A 22,490-nucleotide genomic window follows, 5' to 3' on the forward strand; every position below is an offset into this window, starting at 1 on the left:
TTCTTTCCTTTAGAAGGAGGCAGCTTTTTTTATGTGCAGATGAATATGTATTTTTAGAATTAAGAATGAAGTTAGTTTTCAGAAAATGGGATTTTTTGTGAAACTAGTCACGTTATATTCTCTCTGATGTTGCTAGAATAATACATATGCAATATAAGCCGCTGATGATCTAAAGTCCGGATGGACGAGGGAAGAAGGGATGAGTCACGGACGAATTATTACTGCGTCTGGCTGAAGGCAAGGACTGGACGCATACGGAAATGACAGAGCTGCTGACACGTTTGGATAGTGAGCCGACGCTACGAGCTCAACTGCGCCAACTGGCAGCCCGTACCAAATTGGAGCGTTATGGCAAAGGTGTTTTTTTACGAGGGTTAATTGAATTCTCAAGTATATGTCGTCAGGATTGCATGTACTGTGGGCTGCGTGCTTCAAATAAACAGGCAGACCGTTACCGTTTGCAGCCAGAAGAAATTCTCGCCTGCTGTGCGGAGGGGTATGAACTGGGCTATCGGACCTTTGTTTTGCAAAGCGGGGAAGATTACTGGTTTACGACTGCCCGGCTGACGAAGTTGATTCGGGAAATTAAAAGCCGTTTTGCAGATGTGGCGGTTACATTGTCCATCGGGGAACGAGATGACGAAACGTATGAGCAACTATACGAGGCGGGCGCAGACCGTTTTTTGCTGCGGCATGAGACGGCTTCCCCCAGCTTGTATGCCAAGCTGCATCCGACCATGACGATCGAAAGCAGGCGTAGCCGTCTATTGGCTTTGCAACGTATTGGCTTTCAGATCGGGGCTGGATGTATGGTGGGATTACCGGGACAAACGAACAGCGAATTGGCAGATGATTTGGTCTATTTGCATAGCCTGTCGCCAGATATGATTGGGATTGGCCCCTTCTTACCTCATAGCAACACGCCGCTTCGTGAGGCCAGCCAGGGGAGCATGGAAAAGGCACTTGATATCATTTCATTATCCCGGTTGGTCGTTCCAGATGCGCTTATTCCGGCATCCACGGCCATGGGAACGATTCACCCCCAAGGAAGGGAGAAGGCGCTTCAGGCGGGAGCGAATGTAGTGATGCCTAATTTGTCGCCACTGGCGGTGAGGCCGAAGTATGCGATTTATGAGAATAAAATATGCTTGGGCGATGAGTCTGCCCAATGTCGACATTGCTTGGAGCTACGAATCCGTGGAGCGGGATTTGAAGTCGATATGGGGCGTGGCGATAGTTTGAGAGTACAACGACAGCTTATGAGACAGGGGACAGTGTAAGAACGCGACGGAAACATTGCAGTAACCATAAATAAGGAGATGGGTATACGTGAGTGGAGTACGGGAGAAAGTATCGGCAGATTTTATTAATGAAGCAGAGATTATGGCCGCAGTGGAGCAGGGGAAACAAGAGGCGACAAATCGACAACGCATTTTGGAAATTTTAGAAAAGGGTAGAGCCTGCCGCGGACTGAGTGCAAGTGAAGCGGCGGCTCTATTGCATGTAGATGATCCTGAATTATTGGAAGAGATGTTCAAATCTTCGCGAGCAGTCAAAGAGCAGATTTATGGCAACCGGATCGTGTTGTTCGCTCCTTTATATGTAAGCAACCACTGTGTTAATAACTGCGAATATTGTGGTTATAAACATACCAATGATAGCTTTACACGTAGCCGCCTGACCCCGGAGGAATTGGTAGAGGAGGTCAGAGTGCTTCAAGAGCTGGGACACAAGCGACTCGTACTGGAAGCGGGGGAAGACCCCATTCATTGTCCCATTGACTATATCGTCGATTGTCTGCGTCAGATCTATGAGGTCAAGGTAGATAACGGCAGCATTCGGCGGATCAACGTGAATATTGCATCGACAACCGAGGAGGACTATCGGAAACTGGCAGAGGTGGGCATCGGTACGTATATTTTATTCCAGGAAACGTATCATCGGGAAAGCTATCGCAAATTTCATCTGCAGGGACCCAAACGGGATTATGATTGGCACACTACCGCAATGGACCGGGCCATGCGTGCGGGTATAGATGATGTGGGGATTGGTGTGTTGTACGGTCTATATGATTTCCGCTATGAAACTGTAGCGATGCTGAAACATGCCGAACACTTGGAAGAAGCTTTTGGCTGTGGGCCTCACACGGTCTCAGTTCCACGGTTGCGTCCGGCTGAAAATGTAGATCTGGAGCGATATCCGTACCTGGTCAACGATGAGGATTTTATGAAAATTGTATCCGTTCTTCGATTGGCTGTCCCTTATGCCGGTATGATCCTGTCTACACGCGAGGAGCCGGAATATAGAGACCGAGTCATTGGTTTAGGCGTATCACAGATTAGTGCAGGATCAGCTACAGGCGTAGGGGCCTACGCCAAACAAGAGACGGAAGATAAGCCTCAATTTGAGGTGGGAGACCATCGCTCACCGTCGGAAATTATTAAAAGCTTGTGTCGTGGCGGATATATGCCAAGCTATTGTACAGCTTGCTACCGTGAGGGAAGAACCGGAGATCGCTTCATGGAACTTGCCAAATCGGGACAAATTCACAATGTGTGCCAGCCCAATTCGCTGCTGACCTTCCAAGAATATTTGCTGGATTATGGGGATGAGGAGGCACGTGAACTGGGAGCTGCCGCTCTGCGAGAGAATTTGGAGCGTATACCACGCGAATCGACGCGCCGTTTGACGCTTGACAGACTTGAACGACTGGAAGCAGGCGAGCGCGATTTGTATTTCTAGCGCCATCCTTTCTTATCACAGTAATTCTTATTATAAATAGAATAGAAAATAATAAGCAGCCGCGTTGATTCCAACGCGGCTGCTTTGGTGTATATGAAGAAATGAAATACTTTGCTTCGGATTTTCAGGAGTGACTACCAGCTTCAATTGCTTGCTCCCAGGCCAGCATAGCGGATGGAAAGCATTCAATGGCACGGGGAAAGACCCCCTGGACATAAGCGATGAAAACACCATAGTTCACAATCGGCACCCCTGCGGCTTTCGTTTCAGACATCCGGTGAAGCATCGTACGCCGATTGAGCATACAGGCGCCGCAGTGAATAACCAAAGCATATTCACTCAAATCGTCAGGGAAGCTGGAGCCGGATGCATGCTCAATAATTAGGCGTTTGCCTATCGTTTGACGGAGCCATCGAGGGATTTTCACTCGACCAATATCGTCAGATTGGCATTGGTGAGTGCAGGCTTCGGCAATGAGTACACGGTCTCCATCCCGGAGGCGATCAATGGCTCTTGCCCCTCGCACCAGTTCGTCCAGATCGCCTTTATGACGGGCAAACAGAATGGAGAATGATGTAAGAGGTACATCCTTAGGCGTGTCGGCCGCGACTTTCATAAAGACCTGTGAATCGGTAATGACCAGGCGGGGCTTGCGTCCCAGTCGCTCTAATGTCAAGCGTAGTTCATGCTCTTTGGTCACTACAGCGATAGCATCGCTCTCTAGCGTATCACGAATGGTTTGCTGCTGTGGCAGAATCAACCGGCCCTTTGGCGCAGCTTCATCGATGGGAACCACCAGCACGACCAGATCACCAGGTGACAACAGGTCACCTACGATGCGGAAGCGATCTTCGTTGTGGGGGAGTGTATTCGTGATGGCCTTTTTCAGTTCAGTGTCCCCCCGAAGCATAGTGGCACTGAAAGGAATCATTGCGAGATTCAATTCGGCCTCCAGCGAAGCAACCATTGGATCTGGTTCAGCAAGGGCATCTATTTTATTTAGTATCCCAATGATAGGAATCTTTTTGATACGCAGCTTTTCGCGCAGCTCATGCTCGAATGGTCCGACGCCAACAGTGGCGTCGATGACCAGCAGAGCCAAGTCTGTACTATTAAGAATTTCTAGCGTTTTGTTGCGGCGCAGCTCCCCGATCTCACCCTCATCGTCCAGTCCGGCGGTATCTACCAGAACAATGGGACCCGCAGGAAGTAGCTCCATCGGCTTGAAAACGGGGTCCGTAGTCGTTCCTCCTATAGGGGATACCACAGCGGCGGGCTGGCCGGTCAAGGTGTTCAGAATGCTGGATTTGCCTGCATTTCGGCGACCAAGCAGAACGACATGTGGTCGGTTACTTCTCGGGGTATCATTCATTCCCATGGTGAGTTCCTTCTTCCTGCCCCGGAATTCCGGGCTTGGTTACGGTATAGGGATGGCACAATTGGTCAATCCGCGCACGGGTCAGCTGACCGCGATCCTCTGCAATATCCTCTGGTGTGCGACCCTGCGCAATGGCTGCTGATGCAATGGAAGCAGCCTCATCATAGCCAAGCTCTGCGACCAGCGCGGAAGCCATCACAGCCGAGCTGTGCAGATTAGCAGAACAGCGTTCCTTCTGTACGATCAGACCGCGCACACACCGTTCCTCGAACAGTTGAACAGCATGGGTGAGAATATGCAGCGATTCCAGCAGCGATTCAGCAATCAACGGTAGGAACGCGTTCAGCTCCAGTTGTCCAGAGGCTGCAGCCATCGTTATAGCCGCATCTTCGGCCATCACACGCATCGCTGTCAATCCGGCCATTTCAGCCATCACCGGATTGACCTTGCCAGGCATAATAGAGGAACCAGCTTGGACTGGAGGCAGCATGTATTCACCGATACCGCCAAAAGGACCAGAGGCCAGCAGTCGAAAATCGCCAGATATTTTGAGTAAATTTACGGCGGCGGATTTGAGTAGCCCTGATACCTCCACGAACACATCCATATTTTGAATGGGGTCCATGGGGTGGTCGCTGCGACATAATCCTAATCCCGTCTCGTCCGCTAGCTTTTCGACCATCCGATAGCTATAAGCCCGAGGCGCATTCATACCTGTACCAATAGCTGTTCCCCCAATAGGGATTTCTCGCAGTCTCTCTTCAGCCTTATAGAGGCGCCAGCGGTCACGTGCTATAGCTTTTGCATAGGCACCAAAGCCTTGCCCGGCCATCATGGGCAGGGCATCCATCAGCTGGGTGCGGCCTAGTTTAAGTAGATCGGCATATTCTATTTCTTTTTGTTGTAGTGCATCTTGGAGTGAGGACATCGTATCACATAAAGGACGCAGCAGGCGTATCGCCGCAATTCGCAGTGCCGTGGGATAGACATCATTCGTAGATTGGCAGCAGTTCACATCGTCCAGTGGATGTACAAGCTCATATTGTCCTGGCTGGCCTCCCAGCTGTACAATGGCCAAATTAGCAATGACCTCATTCACATTCATATGGGTACTGGTGCCTGCGCCGCCTTGCATGGCATCCACGGTAAACATATTTTGATGCCGTCCGGCGAGTAATTCGTCGCAGGCATTTACAATGGCAGAGACACGGTGGGCAGGCAACCGCATCTGCTCACCGTTCACTTGAGCGGCACTTTTTTTTACCAATACAAGAGCGTGGATCAGGTTTCTGTTAACGGGCCTGCCGCTGACTGCAAAATTGTTCATCGCACGTGCGGTGTGAATACCGTACAAGGCATCCACAGGAATTTCCATGTCTCCTAGTGCGTCCCGTTCGGTCCGCATAACTTTGACTAGCGGAGAAGATGGAGTCATGTCATAGACCCGTCGCCGGAATGCGTGTCATATGCAGCAGTTGGCGTGCACTAGCTGCTCGTTTTTCCTCAACCCGGGCATGAACCAGATCTGGCTCGACCAGCTTGAGGGCTTGAGTTGGACATTTTCCAATACAGGCCGGGCCACCGTCCACACCCTCGCACAAATCGCATTTGCTGGCGATCATGCGCTCTTTGGGTTGCAAACGACCCGACATATTGGTGTACAGTCCGTCTTGCACGACAGGTTGGCCGTTTCTATATTGAGGCACCATGGTAATCGCGCCGTAAGGGCAGGCGATCATACAGGTTTTACAGCCAATACAGCTTTCGCTGTTAATTAGAATGCAGCCGTCTGCGTTCGTAATGGAGCCGTTCGGGCAAGCATTAGCACATGGAGCATCCTCACAGTGACGACACTGAACAGGTGCGGTGACTCCAAAGGACTTGATTACCTGTAGACGAGGATGAAAATGAAACTCATCATCTGGCGAGATAAAAGGGTTCTCTGCTGAATGTGCGATAACACATGCAATTTCACAGGTACGACAGCCGATACACTGATCGGGATCAGCTAAAACAAAGCGATTCATACAACTCGACTCCTCTCTAACTAACGGCAAATTATAATTTTTAAGGATTATACTTATGTGTTGAACGTACTAATGAATAGGATAATCACTATGTCCTTTGGCAGACATACCATTGCTGCGACTCTGCTTGCCGGGTCCACGTTTATGAAAGGTCGTGTGCAGCAGGTGGTGTGATACATGACCTAGCGGCTCTCCCAGAAACTCATCGTATAGCTTAACGATAAAAGGGTTCTCATGCGATTTGCGTACTTGAGATGCAGCATCATGTCCATAGATGGATGATTTACGCGCACGATAAGCCTCAATTTTTTGTTTTTCCAACATGAGCTTGGGTTGTCCTCCTCCGCTGATACAGCCGGCCGGACAGCCCATGACCTCAATAAAGTGATAATCACATTCGCCTGCCTGCACACGATCCAGGAGCTGATAGGCATGCTGAAGTCCAGCGACGACCGCTACTTTGAGCCTCAGCTCACCGACCTGTACCTCGGCTACTCGAATGCCTTCCTCGCCACGGACAAAATCCAACTGGAGCTTGGGCAGTTTCTCATTCGTCAGCAGCTCATAGCCTGTGCGGATGGCAGCTTCCATAACCCCTCCAGTTACACCAAAAATAGTGCCCGCGCCTGAGTATTGTCCTAGCGGTGCATCAAATTCTTCATCAGGCAGGTTCATAAAATCAATGCCTTGTTGCTTGATCCAGTATGCAAGCTCACGGGTGGTCAGCACCTCATCCACATCACGATAACCGTCAGATTCCATTTCGGGACGATCGCACTCAAATTGTTTACAAGTACATGGCATGATCGCGACACTGTAAATATTCGCAGGCTCCACCTCATCCAGCTGTGCACCATAGGTTTTGACCAGTGCCCCCAACATTTGCATTGGCGATTTGCAACTGGATAGATGGTCTAGCAGATCGGGGTATTCAATTTCGGCAAAACGGACCCACGCTGGACAGCAGGATGTAAACATCGGTAACGGTCCACCCTCAGTTACGCGGCGAATAAGCTCAGTGCCTTCTTCCATGATGGTTACGTCAGCTCCAAAATTTGTATCATATACTCGATCGAAGCCGAGGCGACGAAGGGCAGCGGCCATTTTGCCGGGCGTTAGAGTACCAAACGGCATACCAAATTCCTCCGCGAGTGATACGCGAATAGCCGGGGCACATTGTACGATTCGAAGCTGTCCCGGCTTCTTCATCGTGTCAGCTACCTTTTTCAGGCTGTAGCTATAATAGGCAGCAAATAGTGGTTCGCCAATGTCGGCAGGCATATCGCGTTCACGTATACGTTCCTGTCGTTTGATAGCGGCTGCCTGTGGAGATGAATCTGCCCAATCTGATGCGTATACGCTGCATATTTGCACACATTGACCGCAAATAACACAGCGGTCTGCGTTCACGGTTTGAGGTTCTCCAGGCAGTCCCTCTATAGCATCTACCGGACACACACCCGCACAGCGTCTGCATCCAGTGCAGAGCGTTGGGTCAATATGAATGACAGGGTCTGTAGAATCAGACGTCCTCATACAAGGAGGCGAAGAGATCTTGTCTGTTGTTGACATGGTTTTCTACCTTTCTGCGGCTGATTTTGACCTTACAGGCGTGGGAAAAAGACTTCCCGTCGAGGCTCTGGAGGCGAGTCGGATATGCCTTTGGCCAGCCGTAGCACATGATTTGGACAGGCCTCTATACAGGCAGGCTGTCCGTTCTCTGTATCCGCGCACAGATCACATTTGCTTGCTGCAGTGCGGGGAAGCGCGGTTCGATTTGCACGGTTAGTCAGACCAGGTTGCGTAATAACGTGCCCGGCTCGATAGACTGGAGACACCTCGATAGCCCCGAAGGGACAGGCCAAAACACAGGAGGTGCAGCCGATACAACGTTCCTCATCAATCATGACTACGCCGTTCTCCTGACGAATGGCCTGCACCGGGCAGGCATGTGCACAGGGGGCATTTTCACAATGCCGGCATTGCACTGGCACATACGTATCCCCGGCGCGTACCACATACACCTTGGGTACTACAGGCATACTAACGGTTCCAACCGAAGCGCCTATGCCGCCCGCCTGACCGTGGACAGCAAAGCACGCCAATTCACAGGCTTTGCAGCCAATACACTGCCCGCCATCCGCAACGACGAAAGAGGAGGCGACCGCACTTGTTCTATTCGCTGAACCCATTCTGCTCGTCGAGCGGTTCAGCGTGTTTCGTGCGCCGCTCATCTTGTCACCTTGTCAGCTAGAATAGCTTCCTGGACGTTCATCTGTCTGCGAATCTTTTGGTACGATTCATGGACATCACGTTCAGCCTGCGCTTGGTCGGCAATCCGTTCCAACCGGATGGCACAGTATTTCAATTCCGGGGTTTTGGATACCGGATCGAGAAAATCGGCGGTCAACTCATTACATGCTCCAACCCACCAGTGATAGGTCATGTAGGTCGCACCTTGTTGTACACGGTCACTGATTTGTGCCCGAGCCATGATGCGTCCTCGACGGGAGGAGATGGCAACAATTTCGCCATCCAGAATATTCAGTTCTGCTCCGTCTTCTGGGCTAATCTGAATAAATCCAGGCTCATCAGACAACTGTCGTAATGCACGGCAATTGCCAGTCATAGTACGTACGGAATAATGACCTACCTCACGGACTGTAGATAAGACAAGCGGGAATTTTGCATCCGGCTGTTCTTGCGGCGGACGCCATTCGCAGGCGAATAATCGGCCTTTACCACTAGGTGTGGAAAATTGATTGCCCTTGTATAAATATGGTGTACCTGGATGATCGTCTGTAGGGCAGGGCCATTGTACGCCGCCTTGTTCCTCCATTTTCTGGTAGCTGGCACCAGCGAATAAGGGACTGAGGCTGCGCATTTCATCCCAAATTTCCTCTGTGTTCGCATAGGACATAGGGTAGCCCATGGCGGTAGCAACCTCGCTAATAATGGCCCAGTCTGGCTTTACATCACCTTGAGGTTCAACGGCCTTGCGGATGCGCTGAAAGCCACGGTCTGCCGAAGAATACACGCCGTCATGCTCGCCCCATGAAGTAGAAGGGAGGATGACATCCGCATGCAGTGCTGTTTTATTCATGAAAATATCCTGTACCACGACAAATTCCAGTTGATCCAGTGCCTCACGCAGCTCGGCGGCGTTCGGATCACTTTGTACAGGGTCTTCGCCGAAAATATAATAAGCCTTCAGCTTGTTCTCTTTCAGGATGAGATGCGGTACCTCCGTAAGTGGATATCCTTTTTTACGCGGCAGCTCAACACCCCATGCTTTTTCAAACTTTTTGCGAATTGCGGTATCGGTGACATCCTGGTAACCAGGATATACATTGGGTAAGGCACCCATGTCGCAGGAGCCCTGAACATTGTTTTGTCCACGTACAGGTCCAATACCTACATTCGGTTTACCCAGATTTCCGGTCAGCAGGGCAAGGGAAGCGAGTCCTTTTACTACATCAACGGCCTGTGAAAATTGACATACGCCCATTCCGTACAAAATTGTAGCAGTAGGGGCCTTGGCATATTCCCTCATAGCCGCCCGAATGTCAGCCGCCTTGACACCTGTAATGCCTTCCGCATACTCGGGCGTATATTTTTTAATGCTTTCTACGTATTCGGCAAAGCCTTCCGTGTTTGCTTCCACATATCGTTTGTCGTACAGCTCTTCATGCACAAGCACATGACCAAAAGCGTTCACCAATGCCATGTTCGAGCCGCCTTTTAGAGGTAGCCACATATCTGAGATGCGTCCCGTTTCAGTCATGCGTGGATCACATACAATAATTTTGGCACCTCTTTGCTTGGCAGCTACAATGCGTCTTGCGACGATAGGATGTGTCGCGGGCGCGTTGTAGCCAAATACGAAAAGGAGATCAGAGTGTTCAATTTCAGGAATTGAATTGGACATAGCCCCATCTCCAAGCGAGTAAGTCAAACCTGCCACAGAAGGGCCGTGGCATACCCGAGCGCAATGATCGATATTGTTGGTACCAATGACTGCCCGCATGAACTTTTGCATCACATAATTGGCTTCATTGCCCGGACCGCGTGCGGAGCCCGTTCCCATAATAGAGTCAGGTCCATACTTTTCCTTAATTGCTGACAGCCGTTCGGCAGTATATTGAATGGCTTCATTCCATTCCACTTCCTCCATGACTCCATTTTTACGAATCATGGGCTTGCGCAAGCGTGCAGTCAGAATCTGTGGATCATTCAGAAAATCCCACCCATAATGTCCTTTCAGACATAATGTTCCTTCATTTGTACGACCGTTAGCTGGCTCTGCGCCAATTACCTGTCCGTTGTCCACTAGCAAATGAAGCTGACAACCGCTTCCGCAGTAAGGACATACTGTTAACACCTTGTCTGCCATGTGTGTAGCACCTCTTTTTATATAAAATAGATGGAACTCGTAGCATAAAAAAAGCCAATACAAAAATGCCGCTTTACGCTGCATCCTGTACTGGCTTATCCGCGAGCGAGGCAATAATCTCCTTCCCGCTAATCCAACCGGTGTATGTGTTGTAGTTCAAGAGTAATGATAATATGTCCGTCTCCATGGACGGAGGGGCAGACCTCCCAAGTGTAAGTGAAGGGACTGCCAAGTGTTTTTTCGGCTTCCCTCATAAACTCCTTTTCCAGATAAGGACGAAGAACGTTCCAGTAATCACTGACCTTTTCCACAGCACCTTCATGAACGAGGATTTCGGACAAATTCGACAAAGTACCCTGGATCTCTACGGTCACTCGGAGTGGTGAATCCAGAGAAACCTTAACGTTGTCCGGTCCTTTTCCCCGATAATGTTTTACAATACATATGGCCAGCTTCCTGATGCGCTCACGGTATTCCAATTCGGTATTCAACATTTGGACACTCCGCTTCGAAACAAAATAGGCGTAATTGTCGCGCATGCCAGACAGCCTCTGCAGCTGATTTAAAACAGGAAGTAAATGTCCCGACCAAAATGGTCTGCCCAGCACGGCGTACCACTCTTCTATGGTAGAACAGGTTGACCTTGAAAGATGTGAAATTCATTACACCTAACCAAAATTTTACATGGATTAGATTGGAGGTAGGTGTGCTGGGAAGTTAGCGAGCGAGGGAGTTCCGAAAAAAAACCATCTAGCAAATACATTGACCGAGGAAAAGTATGGATGATATAATCAAAAAAGGAAAAAAATCATTGAGTATTATTGTGTATATTTTAATAGGCTTTGCTAAGCATTAGTTTTGTAAGCGCGTACAATGATTATTTTCCGTACATATCACAGAGGGGGCGATCCATGGATTCATTTTATCAAAATAAATGTCTTTCTTTTTTTTTATTTTCAATGCAACCGGTTGCATGATCTACCCACTAAATTTTATCAGGAGGGTGTTAACTTGCTAAGAAAAAAAACAGGGAGTTTTATTTCTTGGTTGATTATATTGTCGCTTTGTTTAAACTTCTTCGGTTTACCTGGTGGTGCTTCGGCCAGTAACACCGATTATACAGCCGCCTATACGAATTCGACAGTGAATGCTCTTCCATCGCCAACCGCGTCGGCTACGTCTACCGTTACTGCAACGTATGCCCCTACCGCAACACCTGCATCAACTCAGATTGGATTAACGGTTCATTTCAAGAAGCCATCAAGCTGGAATTCAGCAATTCGAATCCATTACTGGAATTTGAATCCGGCCACCGTCCCGATTAGTGGGGCATGGCCAGGAATTCTGATGAAGTCGGACGGAAACGACTGGTATAGCTATACCATTGCTGATGCCACAGGCTCAAGTCTCATCTTTAATGACGGTCATGGCAAACAGACGGCTGACTTGTCGCGCAGTGTGAAAGAGGGCTGGTATTACACGGATAACACATGGTATGATGCCAACCCGGAAATGCCTAAAAATCCGGTGGTTTCCATCTCTCCCGTGCCGAAAACCTATGATTCGGCTCAAACGGTGACGCTCTCCAGCACCAACAAAGACGATAAGATTTATTATACGATAGACGGTTCGACACCTACGACCTCCTCGACCTTGTATACCGCTCCTTTCCAGGTTGCTTCCTCTTTGACTATCAAGGCTATCGCCGTTAATTCAATCGGTCAAACTGGAAATGCATCCTCTTTCGAGTATGTAATTGACCTGAATGCTGATCTGCAAGCTCCGACTATTACAGCGAATTTGCCTGCTGGACACTCCAATTCCTCAGTGACTGTATCCTTCAACCTGAAAGATAACAAGGCGGCAACGACCAAAGCATATTACACGGAGGATGGTACGGAACCGACCACAAACTCAAAAGTCTATATTATCGGTAACGCATTGGCCGGATTGACCGGACCGTCCATCCTTATCTCCAAGACCACGACACTAAAGTTTCTTGTTGTAGACGGCGCTGGCAATCAAACCAAACAGAGCTTTGTTTATAATATTGGAGATAAGAGTGATTTTCGGGAAGACACTATTTATTTCGTGATTACTTCCCGGTTCTATGACGGAGATTCAAGCAACAACGTGCACGCATGGGATGATGCCAAGGCGCGAAATCCAGATTCGGACCCGGCTTGGAGAGGAGACTTTAAGGGGCTGATTCAAAAGCTCGATTATATCAAAGCCCTCGGATTCAGTGCCATCTGGATTACACCTGTTGTGCAGAATGCGAGCGGCTATGATTATCATGGTTACCATGCCATAAATTTTGCCAAAGTAGACCCAAGATATGAATCTGCGGGGGCTTCTTATCAGGATTTAATCAATGCGGCCCATGCCAAAGGGCTGAAGGTTATTCAGGACATCGTTGTCAATCATACGGGTAATTTCGGGGAAGAAAATTTGTATCCCATGTTCAAGAAAGATCCGACTAAAGCGGATACTGCTAACAACTTGGTGAAGACAACGGATAAGCTACCGTCAAACTATGATTCCATGACCCCCGATCAGCAGTACCAGGCAAGACTCGCTTTAATGAAGAACACGGAAACGAATAATAACGTTTATCATACAGAGAAAAGTCTTTCCTGGGAGTCCTATACTGTTCAGACTGGACAGATAGCGGGAGATTGCGTGGATTTGAACACGGAAAATCCTGCAGTAAACCAATATTTAATTGATACCTACAATCACTATATTGACATGGGGGTTGACGCTTTTCGTGTCGATACTGTGAAGCATGTAAGCCGGTATATTTTTAATAAATACTATATCCCTGCCTGGAAGGCAAGAGGCGGCTCGGATTTCTATATTTTTGGAGAAGTAGCCACCCGGTACAGAGATGTTTGGAATAGCGGAATTCCAGCAATCTCAACGCCATTCTATACTTGGAAGGCTTCGAAGTCGTATCCGGGTGATGGGAAAAATGACTATGCCTCCAATAAAGTGTCGGTTGAACAAGAATGGGCGGATAACTCTACTACAGCAGGACAGCCAACCTCGAACAATGCTTTCTTAATCGGCAATACCTATCATACGCCTGACTATTCAAAGAAATCGGGCATGGATGTGATTGATTTTCCAATGCATTGGGCATTCAAGTCTGCGCATGAAGCATTCAATATGAGAAGTGGGGACCAATACTATAATGATGCTACCTGGAATGTAACCTATGTCGACTCACATGACTATGCACCCGACCAAGCTCCGGAAAATCAAAGATTTGCAGGCACACAAGACACTTGGGCCGAGAATCTCGATCTGATGTTTACATTCCGCGGAATACCCGCCATCTTCTATGGCTCCGAAATCGAATTTCAAAAGGGGGCAGTCATTGATCCGGGTCCCAACGCACCGCTGAGCAAAACGGGACGAGCTTATTACGGCGATCACATAGAGGGCAGTGTTGTGGTACAAGATTACGGTAAATATACCAATGCTACTGGGACGCTTGCGGAATCACTCAACCATCCTCTTGCAAAACATATCAGACAGCTAAATTTAATTAGAAGAGCTGTTCCTGCCTTGCAAAAAGGTCAGTATTCTACAGAGAATGTAACGGGCAATCTTGCGTTTAAGAGAAGATATACCGACAGCGCCAAAGGCATTGACAGCTTTGCCTTGGTCACGATATCTGGAAACGCCTCGTTCTCCGGAATTCCGAACGGAGTCTATGTGGATGCGGTGACCGGTGACTCCAAAACCGTTACTGATGGAAAAATCACCCTGACTTGCTCTGGCAAAGGAAATGCAAGAGTATATGTTCTGAATGGCAAAGGCGGAATTGGTGAAACGGGAACTTATCTGAAATAAAAATAGTGTAACACCAAAGGCCGAGCACAAAATAGTCTTCGGCCTTTGGTATTGTAATCTCTTGTTAAGGGCTATTATATAAACGTCCCGATCCTATTTTTGGATGACTCGGTGATTTTTATCTCCGGGTTATTCGTTTTGGGATTCATTTTTTTCGGCAATCACTAATAGCGTGTCATTATCAGTAAAGCGACATGTAATTCGAGAAGTTGTTTACTCCGATCCGCAAGGGGGTCTTCTTAACTATGCTTATAGGTCAAGACTATTACTTTTATAGATATCATATCTTAGACCAATCAGACACGCCGTGGTATATTGTTGACATCCAAGAGAGATCCGTACAGCTTCTCTCCACTAGGTTCGAAAAACACAGGGGTGAATATTGATGAGTAAAAAGACCATGTTCGAGAAAATTTGGGATAACCATGTCATCTATCAGGAAGTGGGCAAGCCGAGTATTTTGTACATTGATCTTCACCTTGTACATGAGGTAACTTCGCCGCAGGCGTTTGAGGGACTACGTCTTAGCGGGCGCAAGGTACGCCGTCCAGAGCTCACGTTTGCCACAATGGATCATAACGTACCGACAAAAGATCGTTACAACATTACGGACCCGATTTCCAAGCAGCAGATTGATACATTAACTCAAAATTGCCGCGATTTCGGTGTCACACTATATGATCTGGATACGGTGGATCAAGGTGTCGTTCACGTTATGGGGCCTGAACTGGGTCTAACTCATCCGGGAAAAACGATTGTTTGTGGTGATAGCCACACCTCCACACACGGGGCGTTCGGAGCACTCGCTTTTGGTATCGGAACCAGTGAGGTAGAGCACGTATTGGCAACGCAATGTCTCCAGCAAGCAAAAGCAAAAACGATGGAAGTTCGTTTTGTAGGGCGTCGCAAACCTGGTGTGACGGCCAAGGACATGATTTTGGGTGTCATCGCCAAATACGGTACAGATTTTGCTACAGGATATGTTATTGAGTACACGGGTGAGTCCATCCGCGAGTTGAGCATGGAAGAGCGCATGACAGTGTGTAACATGTCCATTGAAGGCGGAGCCAGAGCAGGTATGATTGCACCGGACGAAACGACTTTCAACTACTTGCGTGGACGTCAACATGTAGCCCAAGGTGATGCTTTCGAGCAAGCAGTTGCTGAATGGAAAGAGCTTGTCACCGATGAAGGCGCTGAGTTTGATGTTGTGCTGGAGTTTGACGTAGATGCTTTGATACCGCAAGTAACCTGGGGCACCAGTCCGGGGATGGGAACAGATATTTCCTCAACTGTACCGATTCCGGCAGAATTGCCGACAGAAAACGAACGTAAAGCAGCTGAAAAAGCGCTTGAATATATGGATTTGAAGCCAGGTACACCGATCACGGATATTGCGATTGACTATGTGTTTATCGGCTCCTGTACCAACGGTCGGATTGAAGATTTGCGCGCTGCGGCCGAAGTAGCCAAGGGCTACAAGGTCTCTGACAAAGTGACGGCAATCGTCGTACCAGGTTCGGGTCGTGTGAAAATTCAGGCTGAAGAAGAAGGACTGGACGTCATTTTTCAAGAAGCAGGATTTGAGTGGCGCGAAGCGGGTTGCAGTATGTGTCTTGCGATGAATCCAGATGTACTTCAACCGGGACAGCGTTGTGCGTCAACTTCTAATCGCAACTTTGAAGGTCGTCAGGGACGCGGAGGACGTACTCACCTTGTATCTCCGGCAATGGCAGCCGCTGCGGCGATTCATGGACATTTTGTTGACGTACGGGATTGGAAATTCAAGCAGGAAGAAGTAGTCCGCTAGGATACGGGGGAGGAATTTACGATGGAAGCTTTCACAACTTTAAAAGGAATTGTAGCGCCTGTAGATCGGGTGAACGTGGATACGGACGCTATTATTCCTAAGCAATTTTTGAAACGAATCGAGCGTACAGGCTTTGGACAGTTTTTGTTCTACGAGTGGCGGTTTGATGAGGCGGGTAATATTAATCCTGAGTTTGAACCGAACAAGCCTCGTTATGCAGGGGCGTCTGTGCTGATTTCTCGCGCTAACTTTGGCTGTGGCTCCTCCCGTGAGCATGCGCCGTGGGCAATTATGGACTACGGGTACCGTTGTGTAATTGCACCTTCTTTTGCGGATATCTTCTATAATAACTGTTTTAAGAACGGTATTTTGCCGATCAAGCTGTCTGAAGAGCAAGTAGAGGAATTGTTCCAGCGCACAGCGAAGTATGAGAATTACCAATTAAACGTAGACCTGAATGAAAAAACGATCACTGACGATTACGGTCTGCGTATTGAATTTGATCTGGATGAACATCGTCGTCAATTCCTGCTGCAAGGCTTGGATGATATTGGCTTGACACTCCAGCATGAGTCTGAAATTCTGGCTTATGAACAAAAACGTGCTGCGAAACAAGGCGCATAATGTTCATTTCCAGCCCAATTTTAATTTGATGAATGATATTGAATTTATTGGATAGACAGATAGCCCGTACTGGCAGCTCTTTTGCCTGCGGGCTTTTATATGTTTAGAAAATAAATTGGTAAATAAGGGGTTGACGGTTCGACTCAGCATGGTATTGTAAATGTAAAATGGTTGAAGCAATATGTCGGTGAGTAGCATAAAAAATACATATATAAGTTAGGGGAATGAGGATGAAGAAATATGGTTGGGTGATACTAGCGGCTATTATGATTTGGTTGTGGCCGTCCTCCCCCCATGCAAATGCGGCTGGAGCAGAATTGTTTTTGGATGGCAAAAGGGTGGAAGCGCCTGCAGATGCCAAGCCTGAAATGGTCAATGGTAAAGTTATGGTACCGCTCAGGGTGGTTGGCGAGCAGCTTGGATATCAGTTTAAGTGGGAACCACAAGCCTATAAAATTTCAATTCAAAAAAATAGTACCGATATGTCTATGTATGTAGGCCGTACATCGGCTGATGTGAACGGAAAAACCGTTAGTTTGGATGCACCACCGGTACTGCGGGGCAGTTCGACCATGGTTCCATTGCGTTTTGTCGGGGAGCAAATGGGGTTAAAAGTAGATTGGAATAATCAAAATAAATCTGTAAATCTAATTCAAAAGGCTACAACTCAACAAGCGGATAAACAGCCTCAGTCCCAACAATCGTCGCAAACGCCAACACAGAGTACAAAAAGCACACATAAAACGTCTACAGCCACAGCGGCGACAATAACTCCAGTTGAAGCAGACAAGCATACGGAAGCTGCATCCCCAACATCCAAGGAGCAGAATGCAGAACAAACTACGACAAATGCGTTGCTTGTACAAAACATTGCTTTTGAGGGTGAAACGCTAAAGATTTCTCTGAACAAAGACATAACTCCTAAAGTAACCAAAATGACGGGACCTGACCGGATAGTTGTTGATTTACCGGAGGCTACACTGTCAACTGATCTTCTTCTGTCCTTCCCAGTTCGCAAGGATGGCACACGAGCATTGACGAATAGCGACAGTGGGGATGTACAGGAAATCAGATTTGCTCCTGCGGATGGAACAAAGGGGGGCGCACGTATCGTTATTGCCTTGAATCAGGTGCGTGATTACGATCTTTCTACAAACGGGATAGGCGATATCACCCTTCAGTTGCGTGAACGGAGTGCGAATCCGGAGATGGTAGCACCAACGAATGTCGATGGCCGGCGAATCGTCGTAATTGATCCAGGACATGGTGGTAAGGACCCTGGAGCAGGCAGTGTGACTGGACGACATGAGAAGGAATTTACATTGGCGGTAGCGTTAAAGGTTCAGCAGCTTGCCCAAAATGATCCTGATATTCAAATTGTTTTGACTCGCAATGGAGATACGTATCCCACGCTAGATGAACGACCACAGCTCGCTAACAATCAGCAGGCTAGCGTGTTTGTTTCTATTCATGGTAACAGCATGCCTACTTCCAATAACGGAAAAGCAAATGGGTCGGAAACCTATTATGCACGTCAGGAAAGTTTGAGCCTGGCCACGATTATGCACAAGCATCTTGTAGCAGCAACCGAGTTTAAGGATAACGGTATTAAGGTGGCAAACCATGTGGTGACAAGAAAATCACAAATGCCCGCTGTATTACTGGAATGCGGCTACCTTAGTAATCCTTCCAACGAAGCAGCCATGTTCACAGAAGAAACACAGCAGAAGATTGCCGAAGGTATTGTCGATGGCCTGAAGGAGTACCTTGGAACAGGCACAGGAATAACTGAATCGCTCAACTAAAAATGCTTACAATAGAAAAGCTACTTTTTCACCTTTTGATGAAAATTCATGGGGGTGAAAAGTAGCTTTTTTTTAATTTTGGCAGTGACTTTTGACGGAAAGCGAATGGTCTATATTTTTAGTCAAAATTCGACAAAAATAGTTCTTAGGCACGTATATTTCTGTTATGATGGAATATATTCGCAACTTTTGGTGTGAGATAACGTCTATAAGGTTGTCTGATATTACATAAGCGCGTATATCAGGTCGCCGCACCGGAGCATGTGGCAAAAAAATTATGAATGGAAGGGTGACGAATGAAGAAATTTGGTTTTTTGTTGTTATTATTTGTCTTCATGTGGGCGGTTCCGGGTTATGGACATGCGGCTTCGAGTGGGACACCAATCTATCTCGACGATCAACAATTAAGTGTCCCTAGTGGGGCTAAGACACAAGTCATTGGCGGAAGCACTATGGTTCCGCTACGCGTAATTTCTGAAAATTTGGGATATGACGTGACATGGAAGCAGCAGGCGCGAACCATAACGATTGAGAAGGACAGTACCTCGATCCGAATGATAATCGGAAGTAAGACGGCGACTGTCAATGGAAGCGATATTAGTCTGGATGCTTCGCCTCTGCTGCGTTCTGATTATGCCCTTGTACCGCTTCGCTTTATCGGCGAGCAAATGGGACTGGACGTAAAATGGGACAGTAGCTCCAAGTCCGTAAAATTATATACCCGCAGTAGCGGGTCTGGAAACGGGGAATTTACACCTCCCAAGTCCGGAAATAGCAGTACAGGTACAGGCAGTGTAACTGCGCCAACCAATAATGCGAGTTCAGGTGTGACGGAGGTGCAGGGAGTTAGTTTCAGTCAAAACCGCTTAACCATCACAACAGCAAGTGCCGTCAAGCCGAAAGCGTTTACGATGACAGGCCCCGATCGGGTAGTGGTGGATTTGCCAGCGACTGCGTTTGCTGATAATTTTGGAGACCAGCAAAAGCTGGATAGCAACTTAAACGGCTCGTTGGACATTGAAAATGAAGCGGATGTGTCCGGGATCCGTTATGCTTTATTTCAAAAAGAACCATCAACGGTGCGTGTTGTTATTGATTTGAAACATGCCATGAATTTTACCGCGTATAATGATGGATCAAATCGTGTTATCGTCGATCTGGCTTCCAAGGATTCGGTGAATACAACGCCAGATGCAACGTTACCGGATGGTTCACAGCCGGATGATACGCAGACATCTCCAGTGAACAGCAATGGTAAAAAGATCGTTGTTATTGATGCTGGACATGGAGCAAAAGATTCCGGAGCAGTTGGTGCTTCGAGAAAAAATTATGAAAAGACTTTCAACTTGGCGATGGCTCTGAAAGTAGAAAGCATATTAAAGCAGAACCCGAATATTGAGGTTGTGTTGACACGTAGCGATGATACATTTTTAGAGCTTAAACAGCGTGTAAAAGTGGCTGAAAATCTCAAAGCTAACGTATTTGTATCCATTCATGCTAACAGCAGCGGCAGCTCAGCTTCCAACGGTACAGAGACGTATTACCAGCGTAGTGCAAGCAAAGCGTTCGCCGACGTTATGCATAAGTACTTTGCTCCTGCGACAGGTCTGACGGACCGAGGCATTCGTTATGGCAATTTCCATGTGATTCGGGAAACGACCATGCCGGCTGTTTTGCTTGAAGTAGGGTATCTGAGTAATGCCAAAGAGGAAGCAACACTGTTTGATGAAGATTTTCAAAACCGGGTAGCTCAAGGGATTGCAGATGGAATCACAGCGTATCTCGGGGTAAAATAAATCTTCAACAAATCGCTTGCCAACGTCAAGCAAGGAGGGGGACAGACATATGAACAAGAAAATTGTAATTGCAGGTCTGCTGGCGCTGTTTGCCATTGCAGGTGCAGGGTGTGCCTCTAAGCAAACATCGGCTCCTGCGACTCCATCTCAGGAAACACAAACTTCAGCTGCACAAAATAGTACACCTGACCAGACGACCCCTGATCCATCAGCTCAGTCTGCTGAAAATAACGGAGCGAGTCAAACACCTGCTTCTCCGTCGACGGAGCCTACAAAGACCAAGACGGAGACGGAAAAATCAGGAGATCAACAAACACAGCAGATCACAGTATACTACACGGATACACAAGAGAACGGCTTGAAAGAACAGAAAAGGGAAATTACTTACCCAAGCGAGCTGGAAAAATTCCAAAAAGCGTTTGAAGCTCTACAAAAAAGTGGTAATTCTGCTCTCATTCCATTGTGGTCCGAGAAAATTAATGTGCATAAGATCAAATTGGATAACGGTGCATTGACTTTTGATATTTCCCTGCCGGATGAGGCTCGATTGGGAGCTGGCGGCGAAGAATTGGCTATCGATGCCTTGAAGCAAACCATGTTCCAATTCAAGGAAGTCAAAACGTTGGATTTGCTTGTAGATGGTCAATCTCTGGAGTCCTTAATGGGCCATGTAGATTTGGAGCATCCAATGAGCCGCTAACCGATCAGGCTGTATGAAAATTTCTTGGGAATTTACACACTTTTCACGTGCAATCTGTGACAGATAATGATAATATAGGAGTGTATTTCTCGCCTATGCAGGCAGTCATGCACAAATAGTATTCGTTTCTTTCCGGATGATTATTTAGAGTGACCGTCTTGATGCGGGCTATCCCGTATCAAGACGTTTTTTTTGCTAGGAGGTAGGATTTCCGTGAATGCAGCAACCGCACGTCATATATTGGACACCATCGGTACGATGTTTCCGGATGCCCATTGCGAGCTGAACCATGACAATGCTTTTGAATTAACGATTGCCGTGTTATTGTCTGCTCAATGCTCCGATCAGATGGTCAATAAAGTAACGGCAGACCTGTTTCAAAAATACAAGTCACCTGAAGATTATCTGGCAGTTCCTCTTGAGGAACTAGAGCAGGATATTCGTAGAATCGGCTTGTATCGAAACAAGGCCAAGCATATCCATAATCTCTGCCGTATTTTAATAGACCAGTACGGGGGAGAGATACCTTCGGAGCATGATCAACTGGTCAAGCTACCCGGTGTTGGCCGCAAGACGGCTAATGTCGTAGTATCTACTGCTTTTGATGTACCAGCTATTGCGGTAGATACGCATGTAGAGCGCGTTTCCAAACGGCTCGGCTTTGCAGGTTGGGATGATTCAGTGCTTGAGGTGGAAAAAAAGCTGATGAAAAGGGTACCTAGGGATGAATGGTCTGTGACCCATCATAGGCTCATTTTTTTCGGGCGCTACCATTGCAAAGCTCAAAACCCTCAATGTCAGGTATGTCCATTGCTTGATGTGTGCAGGGAAGGCAAAAAACGTATGAAAACGTCTCTTATCAGAAAAGATAAGAAGCGTAGAGCTTAAAGACCCGATAGGCCTATACAGGTAATAGAGGGTTTAACCATTTATGTGTAGAAAAGGATGAAGAGTATGAAGTGCATTTCGGTATATACTGACAATTTTGAAGCATTCTCTGATATTTTTGAGCAAATTGTAACAACAGAGTTTGCTGAAAACGAAGAACGCGAGCTAGAGGGAATCACAGTTAGTCATTCTGGTGATGTACCTGAACATTACCTGGAGCGTATGTCACAGAAGCCAGAAGTGGTCGTAATGAAAGACAAATCCCGTGGAATTACGATTTTACAGCATGGTCAAGTATTTGAAATTTTGCTGCCAGTGCTTGAGGCTGCAACGAATTAAGTGCAATTAGCGGACGACATGCGGTGCATGTTCCGGTGTAGGCGGCTCGGCTGGTCTAACCAGCCCGAAGGCGCATATTTACACGAACTTGAAGACCATCATAAAACGCTGGATATGGACGATTTCG

The 22,490-nt window shown here is 47.6% G+C and carries 17 protein-coding genes; 10 read left to right on the forward strand and 7 right to left on the reverse strand.

Translation table 11 applies throughout. The features are described from left to right. Positions 1–227 precede the first annotated feature (227 nt). On the forward strand, positions 228–1,280 hold the full coding sequence (hydE, locus tag ABEW32_RS17015; protein WP_430190421.1) for a [FeFe] hydrogenase H-cluster radical SAM maturase HydE: 1,053 nt from the start codon (positions 228–230) through the stop codon (positions 1,278–1,280). A 49-nt stretch (positions 1,281–1,329) separates the two neighbouring features. Further along, entirely contained in the window at positions 1,330–2,742 is a 1,413-nt protein-coding gene (gene hydG / locus ABEW32_RS17020; RefSeq protein ID WP_430189625.1) for a [FeFe] hydrogenase H-cluster radical SAM maturase HydG, read from the forward strand. A gap of 124 nt (positions 2,743–2,866) precedes the next feature. On the opposite strand, the gene hydF is transcribed toward hydG, so the two are convergent. From hydF to ABEW32_RS17055, 7 genes are all read right to left on the reverse strand, one after another. Next, positions 2,867–4,120 (reverse strand): [FeFe] hydrogenase H-cluster maturation GTPase HydF, encoded by a 1,254-nt coding sequence (gene hydF, locus ABEW32_RS17025; RefSeq protein WP_430189628.1) that lies wholly within the window; start codon positions 4,118–4,120, stop codon positions 2,867–2,869. After that, positions 4,107–5,555 (reverse strand): aspartate ammonia-lyase, encoded by a 1,449-nt coding sequence (locus ABEW32_RS17030; RefSeq protein WP_430189630.1) that lies wholly within the window; start codon positions 5,553–5,555, stop codon positions 4,107–4,109. Before ABEW32_RS17030 ends, hydF begins: the two co-directional genes overlap by 14 nt. 1 nt (position 5,556) lies before the next feature. After that, the gene (locus ABEW32_RS17035; protein ID WP_430189633.1) at positions 5,557–6,147 is read right to left on the reverse strand and encodes a 4Fe-4S dicluster domain-containing protein; all 591 of its coding nucleotides are present in this window, start codon (positions 6,145–6,147) and stop codon (positions 5,557–5,559) included. A 69-nt stretch (positions 6,148–6,216) separates the two neighbouring features. Beyond that, positions 6,217–7,683, reverse strand: a complete 1,467-nt coding sequence (locus tag ABEW32_RS17040) for a [FeFe] hydrogenase, group A (protein WP_430189636.1) — start codon at positions 7,681–7,683, stop codon at positions 6,217–6,219. A gap of 68 nt (positions 7,684–7,751) precedes the next feature. Then, positions 7,752–8,381: a 4Fe-4S dicluster domain-containing protein gene (locus ABEW32_RS17045; protein ID WP_430189639.1), complete on the reverse strand. Its 630-nt coding sequence runs from the start codon at positions 8,379–8,381 to the stop codon at positions 7,752–7,754. Beyond that, complete coding sequence (gene fdhF, locus ABEW32_RS17050) at positions 8,378–10,540, reverse strand: formate dehydrogenase subunit alpha (protein WP_430189642.1); 2,163 nt, start codon at positions 10,538–10,540, stop codon at positions 8,378–8,380. Before fdhF ends, ABEW32_RS17045 begins: the two co-directional genes overlap by 4 nt. A gap of 128 nt (positions 10,541–10,668) precedes the next feature. Continuing rightward, positions 10,669–11,034, reverse strand: coding sequence for a DUF2294 domain-containing protein (locus tag ABEW32_RS17055; protein WP_430189643.1), 366 nt, complete (start codon positions 11,032–11,034; stop codon positions 10,669–10,671). Between the two features lie 517 nt (positions 11,035–11,551). On the opposite strand from ABEW32_RS17055, the gene ABEW32_RS17060 reads away from it, so the two are divergent. The 8 genes from ABEW32_RS17060 (at position 11,552) to ABEW32_RS17095 (ending at position 22,363) form a co-directional block, all read left to right on the forward strand. Continuing rightward, positions 11,552–14,401, forward strand: a complete 2,850-nt coding sequence (locus tag ABEW32_RS17060; protein WP_430189646.1) for an alpha-amylase family glycosyl hydrolase — start codon at positions 11,552–11,554, stop codon at positions 14,399–14,401. A 385-nt stretch (positions 14,402–14,786) separates the two neighbouring features. Next, positions 14,787–16,211 carry a 3-isopropylmalate dehydratase large subunit gene (gene leuC, locus ABEW32_RS17065; RefSeq protein WP_430189649.1) on the forward strand — a complete coding sequence of 475 codons (1,425 nt, stop codon included), beginning with the start codon at positions 14,787–14,789 and terminating at the stop codon, positions 16,209–16,211. A 21-nt stretch (positions 16,212–16,232) separates the two neighbouring features. Beyond that, positions 16,233–16,835: a 3-isopropylmalate dehydratase small subunit gene (gene leuD, locus ABEW32_RS17070; protein ID WP_430189651.1), complete on the forward strand. Its 603-nt coding sequence runs from the start codon at positions 16,233–16,235 to the stop codon at positions 16,833–16,835. 230 nt (positions 16,836–17,065) lie between these two features. Next, entirely contained in the window at positions 17,066–18,640 is a 1,575-nt protein-coding gene (locus ABEW32_RS17075; protein WP_430189654.1) for an N-acetylmuramoyl-L-alanine amidase family protein, read from the forward strand. Positions 18,641–18,936: 296 nt separating this feature from the next. After that, positions 18,937–20,436, forward strand: a complete 1,500-nt coding sequence (locus tag ABEW32_RS17080; protein ID WP_430189656.1) for an N-acetylmuramoyl-L-alanine amidase family protein — start codon at positions 18,937–18,939, stop codon at positions 20,434–20,436. Between the two features lie 49 nt (positions 20,437–20,485). Next, the gene (locus tag ABEW32_RS17085) at positions 20,486–21,136 is read left to right on the forward strand and encodes a GerMN domain-containing protein (protein WP_430189659.1); all 651 of its coding nucleotides are present in this window, start codon (positions 20,486–20,488) and stop codon (positions 21,134–21,136) included. 213 nt (positions 21,137–21,349) lie between these two features. Then, the gene (gene nth, locus ABEW32_RS17090) at positions 21,350–22,024 is read left to right on the forward strand and encodes an endonuclease III (protein WP_025365090.1); all 675 of its coding nucleotides are present in this window, start codon (positions 21,350–21,352) and stop codon (positions 22,022–22,024) included. Between the two features lie 66 nt (positions 22,025–22,090). Next, positions 22,091–22,363 carry an NAD/NADP transhydrogenase alpha subunit gene (locus ABEW32_RS17095; protein ID WP_430189662.1) on the forward strand — a complete coding sequence of 91 codons (273 nt, stop codon included), beginning with the start codon at positions 22,091–22,093 and terminating at the stop codon, positions 22,361–22,363. The last annotated feature ends 127 nt before the right edge of the window (positions 22,364–22,490 follow it).

This window comes from Paenibacillus jamilae, assembly GCF_050482105.1.
Classification (GTDB): Bacteria; Bacillota; Bacilli; order Paenibacillales; family Paenibacillaceae; genus Paenibacillus; species Paenibacillus jamilae_B.

Coding starts and splice junctions, on each gene's coding strand:
- ABEW32_RS17045 (WP_430189639.1), bottom strand. CDS start 8,381: ATGAGCGGCGCACGAAACACGCTGAACCGCTCGACGAGCAGAATGGGT.
- ABEW32_RS17075 (WP_430189654.1), top strand. CDS start 17,066: ATGAAGAAATATGGTTGGGTGATACTAGCGGCTATTATGATTTGGTTG.
- leuD (WP_430189651.1), top strand. CDS start 16,233: ATGGAAGCTTTCACAACTTTAAAAGGAATTGTAGCGCCTGTAGATCGG.
- ABEW32_RS17095 (WP_430189662.1), top strand. CDS start 22,091: ATGAAGTGCATTTCGGTATATACTGACAATTTTGAAGCATTCTCTGAT.
- fdhF (WP_430189642.1), bottom strand. CDS start 10,540: ATGGCAGACAAGGTGTTAACAGTATGTCCTTACTGCGGAAGCGGTTGT.
- ABEW32_RS17055 (WP_430189643.1), bottom strand. CDS start 11,034: ATGTTGAATACCGAATTGGAATACCGTGAGCGCATCAGGAAGCTGGCC.
- ABEW32_RS17035 (WP_430189633.1), bottom strand. CDS start 6,147: ATGAATCGCTTTGTTTTAGCTGATCCCGATCAGTGTATCGGCTGTCGT.
- ABEW32_RS17030 (WP_430189630.1), bottom strand. CDS start 5,555: ATGACTCCATCTTCTCCGCTAGTCAAAGTTATGCGGACCGAACGGGAC.
- ABEW32_RS17080 (WP_430189656.1), top strand. CDS start 18,937: ATGAAGAAATTTGGTTTTTTGTTGTTATTATTTGTCTTCATGTGGGCG.
- leuC (WP_430189649.1), top strand. CDS start 14,787: ATGAGTAAAAAGACCATGTTCGAGAAAATTTGGGATAACCATGTCATC.
- hydF (WP_430189628.1), bottom strand. CDS start 4,120: ATGGGAATGAATGATACCCCGAGAAGTAACCGACCACATGTCGTTCTG.
- ABEW32_RS17040 (WP_430189636.1), bottom strand. CDS start 7,683: ATGAGGACGTCTGATTCTACAGACCCTGTCATTCATATTGACCCAACG.
- ABEW32_RS17085 (WP_430189659.1), top strand. CDS start 20,486: ATGAACAAGAAAATTGTAATTGCAGGTCTGCTGGCGCTGTTTGCCATT.